At 44.4% G+C, this 5,727-nt stretch carries 4 protein-coding genes and 2 pseudogenes; 1 reads left to right on the top strand and 5 read right to left on the bottom strand.

The features are described from left to right. Positions 1 to 351: 351 nt before the first annotated feature. From ACWPAB_RS14970 to lacT, 4 genes are all read right to left on the bottom strand, one after another. A complete protein-coding gene (locus ACWPAB_RS14970) occupies positions 352 to 687 on the bottom strand; it encodes a PTS lactose/cellobiose transporter subunit IIA (RefSeq protein ID WP_003589792.1) in 336 nt (111 codons plus the stop codon). A 48-nt stretch (positions 688 to 735) separates the two neighbouring features. Beyond that, positions 736 to 2,160 carry a 6-phospho-beta-galactosidase gene (lacG, locus tag ACWPAB_RS14965; protein WP_003589794.1) on the bottom strand — a complete coding sequence of 475 codons (1,425 nt, stop codon included), beginning with the start codon at positions 2,158 to 2,160 and terminating at the stop codon, positions 736 to 738. A 26-nt stretch (positions 2,161 to 2,186) separates the two neighbouring features. Then, positions 2,187 to 3,920 (bottom strand): lactose-specific PTS transporter subunit EIIC, encoded by a 1,734-nt coding sequence (locus ACWPAB_RS14960; protein WP_016382210.1) that lies wholly within the window; start codon positions 3,918 to 3,920, stop codon positions 2,187 to 2,189. A gap of 120 nt (positions 3,921 to 4,040) precedes the next feature. Next, the gene (gene lacT, locus ACWPAB_RS14955) at positions 4,041 to 4,919 is read right to left on the bottom strand and encodes a transcription antiterminator LacT (protein WP_014566439.1); all 879 of its coding nucleotides are present in this window, start codon (positions 4,917 to 4,919) and stop codon (positions 4,041 to 4,043) included. A gap of 343 nt (positions 4,920 to 5,262) precedes the next feature. Here lacT and ACWPAB_RS14950 point away from each other — a divergent pair. Further along, positions 5,263 to 5,565: pseudogene (locus tag ACWPAB_RS14950) on the top strand (glycosyltransferase family 2 protein); the annotation flags it as partial. A gap of 7 nt (positions 5,566 to 5,572) precedes the next feature. Here the strand turns inward: ACWPAB_RS14950 and ACWPAB_RS14945 are convergent. Further along, positions 5,573 to 5,727 (bottom strand): annotated as a pseudogene (locus ACWPAB_RS14945) (IS5/IS1182 family transposase); the annotation flags it as partial.

Raw genomic sequence — 5,727 nt, 5'->3', positions numbered from 1 at the left:
GCCTTCCTGAAGATAGTTCTTAAAAGATACTAGACAGGTTCTTACGGCACGCCCCTAGATACGGCCATGCATACCCTACGAAAGAATCTTAATGGAGTAATTAACGCCGCAACTAATAAAACAACAAAAAAGATCTCCCACACGAGGAGATCTCCAAAGGATAGAAACTATCCTTCAACACCATTTGACAAACTTCCGAAATAGAAAAACTAGGCGCTGTATGTGCCACGCGCCTAGTTTTTGGGTTACTTCTGTTCAATTATTGAGGACGCGCTAACAGCAAAGTTCGTCATTTGGAGGAAATGCTGATCGATTCGACTATCATTTTATCGAGAAATGATGATGACTCATTTACTGCTTGTTCTCAAGTTCTTTGATCCGCTTAAACATGCGAATCATGTAGCGTGTTTCATCAATGAGCAACATGGTTGTCATCAACGTATCTTGACCATGAACCATGATAAAGGTGACATCCATTTCAGCACCGCCAGCTTCTTGACTTAGAAGCTGGGTCTGTTGGTTGTGGGCTTCATTGATATCCTGTTGGGCCTTCTCAACCAATTCGTTTGCCTTATCGAAATCGCCTGCTTCAGCGGCATCAAGTGCATGCACAGCAGCCGTTCGAGCATCGCCTGCATACGCCACAAGTGCAAAACCAACCATTGAAATTTCTTCTTTAGTAGCCATCATTTTCCCTCCGATTCAATCCTTGCTGTCTAAATAGCCAAAAACTTTTTAATCCGGAATGATGTGGGTCTCACTCACAGACTTAAACCACTCGGCACTTTGTTTGATATAACGATTTTGTGTTGGAAAATCAACGAAGAACAGACCATATCGTTTACTGTAACCGTTTGTCCAAGAAAACTGATCTTGAAGTGACCAGATGAAGTAACCTTTGACATTTGCGCCATCATGGATAGCATCAGCCATTGCGGACAGATATTTCTTTACATAATCAATCCGTTTTGGATCTTCAATCACGGTGTCAGGGGTCGCATTTTCTGGCAAGCTTTCTTTAAGACCAATACCATTTTCTGTCACGTAGGTCACTGGCACCAACGGATAGTCATTATGAATCCGCATCAGTATGTCATACATTCCTCGTGGATAAATCGACCAATCCCAATCTGTCGTCTCAATGCCATCTGGGAGTTTTTCCTCGCCAACGCCTTGCAGCCGCGCGACCGAAGAGCCTTTGGTGCCGTCGCCATTATGAATGGTCTCTGATTTGCCATGATAGGCACGCAACCACTTGCTGAAATAATTATTGACCCCAACAAAGTCTAACTGATGGGCCGCTTCATCAATAGCCTTCATTTCCTGCGGTGTCGATTGAAACATCGGTTGATGATTGGCATCCAGAATTTCCTTCACGAGCGCCAAAGTTTCTTGGTGATATTCGCCAGCTAATGTGCCATCCAGATACAATCGATTTTCCAAAGCGTCCTGCAACTCGGCGGCATGGTGATCCACAGCGCTATCACTGTAGGGATAAACAGTTTGCAACGCATGAACAATTCCAATTTGGCCACCTAATTGCATTGACTTATATAGATTAACGATACGGGCATGCGCCACCATTTGATTGTGTTCAGCTTGGAACGTCTTATCAAAACGTCCAGACTCGGCAGGCGGGAATGTCCCGCTTGTATATTGTTGAACGGCCATTGAGGTCGGTTCATTAATGGTGATCCAATACTTCACTTCGGAAAATTCTTCAAAGCAAAACTTCGCATAAGCCACAAAGTCGTCCAACATCTCTTGACTCAACCAATCACCGGCTTCGTGCAAGCGTTCGGGCGTATCAAAATGATGTAGCGTAACAAACGGTTCGATATGATGGGCGGCACAATCCGCGAAGAGCTTGTGGTAAAAAGCAACCCCGCGTGGCTCAACTTCCCCGGCACCATCCGGAAAAATTCGCGACCAGGCAATTGACACCCGAATCACTTGATGGCCGTATTTTTCCGCTAATGCCAAATCTTCATCATAACGATGATAAAAATCCGCTGCCGGGTCGGGCTTGAACCGCCCCTGTTTATCCAGAAAATCGTCCCAAAGCACGCGACCTTTACCGTCTTCCTTGGTGGCTCCTTCGACTTGATAGGCGGCGGTTGCCCCGCCCATTACAAAATCTTGAGGTAGCTGTTTACTCATTGCTTAATAACCTCCTGTTAAGTGTCTCAAAGATTGGATTCAACAAAATCAAGTGCCTTGTCACCATTGTTGGTTAATTCAATGTATTGCCGACCAGTTGTTGTGACCAGCTTGACGCCATACTTATCGGTGATCTTTTTTAAATTACCTTTCATGCTTTCCATTTGCGGCGCAAGGATGACCATGTTCATATCTTTGATCAAATCCATATCCTGTCCATAAGCGCGGGCGGCGGCCGAGAGCTTTAAACCGCGTTCCTTAGACAGTTTGTTTAGCGCGTTGGCAAGAATACCGCTTGTTCCACCACCAGCACACAACACTAAAACATTAACTTCATTTTGTTTGAAATAGGCTTCGCCGTGGGCAGATGGGGCTGTTTCAGGCAACACATGGGTCGCATCGTCGTCTGTGGCAGTCGCAACAGTCAAACCAGTCGGGATAGAAGGTGACACTGTGTCACTCGCCTGAACAGCCATGCCGTCGTCTTCAATGACCTCTTCCTTAGCTTTTTCTTCAGCTAAGAGTGTGCTGTCATAAACGCGAATGAATGGGAAGTATATCGCAACGTCCAGAACCAACGTCAGTAGAACAAAGACGAAAGCCAACGGGGCAAACCCAGTCGAAATCAAAATCCCAATCGGTCCCGGAACTGTCCATGGCATGGTGTACATCATACTGTTCATGCCAAGTACACTCACAAAGAATTTGAATAAGCAAACGTTCACGATCGGGGTTGCTAAGAACGGAATGAAGAACATGGGATTCATGATAATCGGCATTCCGAACAAAACAGGTTCATTGACCCCGAAAGTGCATGGCACAAAGGCAGCCTTACCAACGGCTTTTAATTGCGCTGATCGGGCCGCAAACAGCATGATGAAAGCTACCACAAATGTTGATCCGGTTCCACCAAAATTCATGACGTAGTCCATCGTGTTCATGGCCAAAACGTGCGAGACATGTTGCCCTGCCTGATATTGCTGCAAGTTAGCTGCTGTATTCGCAATCATAATCGGGACAACAGCCGGCTGAACAATTGATGGGCCTTGGACACCACAGAACCAGAAGAAAGCCATCGCGCCAGCAATCAGGGCTAAGCCTAGATAAGAATCGCTGGCTTGGAAAAGCGGCGAAAGTACTTGAATGATCCAGCGTGGCAATACAGTACCCGTTGCCGCTTTGAAGCCAACACCGAAAAGCCAGAAGGCTGTCACAGAAAGGCCCATCGGGATAAGGTCTTTAAATGACTGGGCGATATTACCTGGTACCTGCTCTGGTAATTTAATCGTGACATTGTTCTTAATACAGACGTAGTAAATATTTGGCACGATCAACCCAACGATATAAGCGCAGATCAATCCCTGAGTCCCCATGTAAGTCAGGTCAACACCGGTTTTAAGCGGCAAGATCGACAAAATGACAAAAGAAATTTCAGACGCCACAATGACGGCCACTGGATTAATTTGATTTGTTTTCGGTAATTCAAGGTTCTTGCTGTCAGTCAAGTTTTTAGCAGTCGTTCCCGCCACAAACAGTGCCAGCAAGCCCATGGAATAGTTATAAGCAACCATCAACGTATTCGTTACGTTGTCTGGCCAGTAAAACCCCCAAGCGTTCGGAACATAAGCAACCATCATAAAGATACTTGAGAAGATGATGATCGGCATACATGCGATAAAGCCATCACGAATCGCGGAAATATATTTGTTAGCAGCGATGGCTTCAAAAACCGGTTTTAATTTATCAAAAACCTTATTCATGAGTCTTTTCCTCCTGAGCGCTTGGAAGCCAAAGCATAAGCGTGCTTGAAGCAAACTGGCCCAATCTTTGGTAGATTGCTTCAAAGCCCTTATGTGTAGGCTTCTACGACTGCGAGCGCGTTATAATGAATCGTTTTGTGAATGATTCTGGGCTGGTGCTTCGTTTATCAATCGCTGAATGTGGATGATGAAGTAAAGTCGTTCGTCCTCACTCATACTGCGATAGAGTTGATCCTTAATTTCATCGAAAATTTCTGAGGCAATCTTGTAAGACTGCGGATAGTTTTGCTTAAGTTCAGTGGCAACCTCAGGGACAATGGTAACGGCATATGTATCAACACGCTGCAGTCGGTCGATGAGATACTGGAGATGAATCATAAATCGGTCATAGTAGTTGCCATTTGAATGAGAGCGAGTAATGTGATGACGCTTCAACACTTCTTGTACAAGTTGACTAAGTGAGGCTTCATTGCTTTTACCAAAAACCTGCTCGCCATCGTCTTCGCCGGAAGCGTTGATAAAGTGCAACGCCAGATTTTTTATTTCCGACTGTGGAAACTGAACGCCAAGGTTCGTGGCAATGATTTGCAGTGCCTGTTTAGCCACCGCATATTCGGCCGGATATTGAATATGAAAATCTGGTACCATTGTTTCTTGATAAGTCCCTGCCTGATAGCGTTTATATGCCTCGTAAATATGATCACTCAAGGTAATGTAGATATAATCAAGCACTTTCAGTCGATATTGTTTCTGGGCAACATCAATAATTTCATAGGTAGTCGTCACCACGTCAATCGGAATATTTTTTAAGAGAAAGTACAAATTTTGTCGGGAAGTCTCGTTCGCTAGATAAAAGATCTTCTCTATCTGCTTTGTCGGAATAACATCTCCTCGCCTCTTCTGAAAAGCGATGCCACGTCCCCTTACAACGGCTTGGCCGCGGTTGTCTAGATCAACCAAGGCCACGTTGTTGTTAAAAATCTGAGATATTTTTGGCAAGTTGTCATCACCTCCCAGTGCAAAGAAAAAACCACAAATCACGCGCTGCGATCAGCACTGCGATTTGTGGTCTCGCCTAATTAAATAGTCACAATCCACATTGAATATTCCTATCAACAAACAAATTGTACCATATCTGAACAGAATGTAAACGTTTTATTTTATTTTTTGTAGCATCTTTAGTTTGCTGTTCTTTTTTCTTTTTCAACAGTGTCCATCCAGCAAGCCATCGTCAGTTTTTTAGGACAATTATCTGTGTTGCCTTTTGTTCTTTAATGATCAGTGCTAGTCATGTCTCTACAAACGAATCACTTTATTTGACGCCTCCGTTAATTTGACGATAATGATCAAAACGAGCTTCAAGGAGGCAATTACGTCGAACTTAGATTTAACCATCGTTGTGCCAACTTACAATTTAGGTCATTATCTGCCTGAGACATTAAAAAGTATCCAGCAACAAACAATTGATTTTGAACTTTGGCTCATCGACGATGCCTCTACTGATGGTACCGCTCAGACAGTGGCTGATTTTGTTAAAGGTATCCCTAATTTTCACGCGACCGGTTTTAATGACCATCGTGGCATCGGTGCTGCGCGAAACTTTGGCATTGATCATGCCACTGGTCAAGCTGTGGCGTTTGTTGAGAACCTGTCTAGCATCTTTTAAGAACTATGTTCAAGAAGGCCAATACAACCATTTGAAGACTGCTGTTAAGGGCGCGTTCACAGTTTTTCCAAAGTCGCCGACATTTGTCTAGCCAACTCCATGAACGTTCAATGATCCATTGTTGCGGTAACACCGTGAACG

This window comes from Lacticaseibacillus sp. 30 (assembly GCF_053819265.1).
The sequence above is the reverse complement of the archived record's forward strand: the minus strand, read 5'-3'. Positions and strand labels throughout refer to the sequence as shown.